The sequence below is a fragment of the Xenorhabdus entomophaga genome (assembly GCF_037996725.1).
GTDB lineage: Bacteria > Pseudomonadota > Gammaproteobacteria > Enterobacterales > Enterobacteriaceae > Xenorhabdus > Xenorhabdus khoisanae.
Genome location: NZ_JBBMXH010000312.1, coordinates 1 through 606, shown reverse-complemented (window position 1 = coordinate 606; position 606 = coordinate 1). Strand labels below are relative to the sequence as shown.

Genomic DNA, 606 nt, shown 5'->3' with positions numbered 1-606 from the left:
GGCACTGGATGTACTCAGTGAAATCGCGACAGCGGTGACCCGAAAACAGCCCTATCCGGATGTCTTTAATCTGCTTTCCTGCTAGTCAATACAGGGCTGGTGAATGGTTACTTTTTTATGGCCCCATTATAATGGTTAAATTTATATTTTATATAAATAAATAGTAGCAGGTGTACAAATTCTATTTCATAGGAAAAGTCTATTTTTATTCTATATAATAATGCAATCTAAATCACTGTCCTTACAAAAATAAAATTCAATTAAATTAATGACATCATCTAATGTATTTAACGTAATAAATTCTCTTGGTGTTATCTTTAAATTATACTTTTCATTAACCCTATTAATAAGTTGTATCATCTGTAATGAATTTATACCTAGTGTTGCAATAGACTCTGAAGTTGAAGGAATAAAGTTTCCTGTCATGTTTTTAATTTCATTACATAGAAAAATAGAAATTCCACTATAATGGCAACTTGGTTTTTCAGTATTGAACATATATAACTTTTCATAATTATGAGAATTTCATATTTCCTATTCCTTTCCAACTATTTGCTGAAGCGGCATTCAAGAAAATCTTAACTCTTTTGATGAGCTGCCACATAT

1 protein-coding gene is annotated in these 606 nt (G+C 30.0%); it reads right to left on the bottom strand.

What is annotated here, in order from left to right; genetic code table 11:
• Positions 1–210 precede the first annotated feature (210 nt).
• Entirely contained in the window at positions 211–498 is a 288-nt protein-coding gene (locus tag AAC854_RS22925; RefSeq protein WP_340619104.1) for an acyl carrier protein, read from the bottom strand.
• Positions 499–606: the final 108 nt, after the last annotated feature.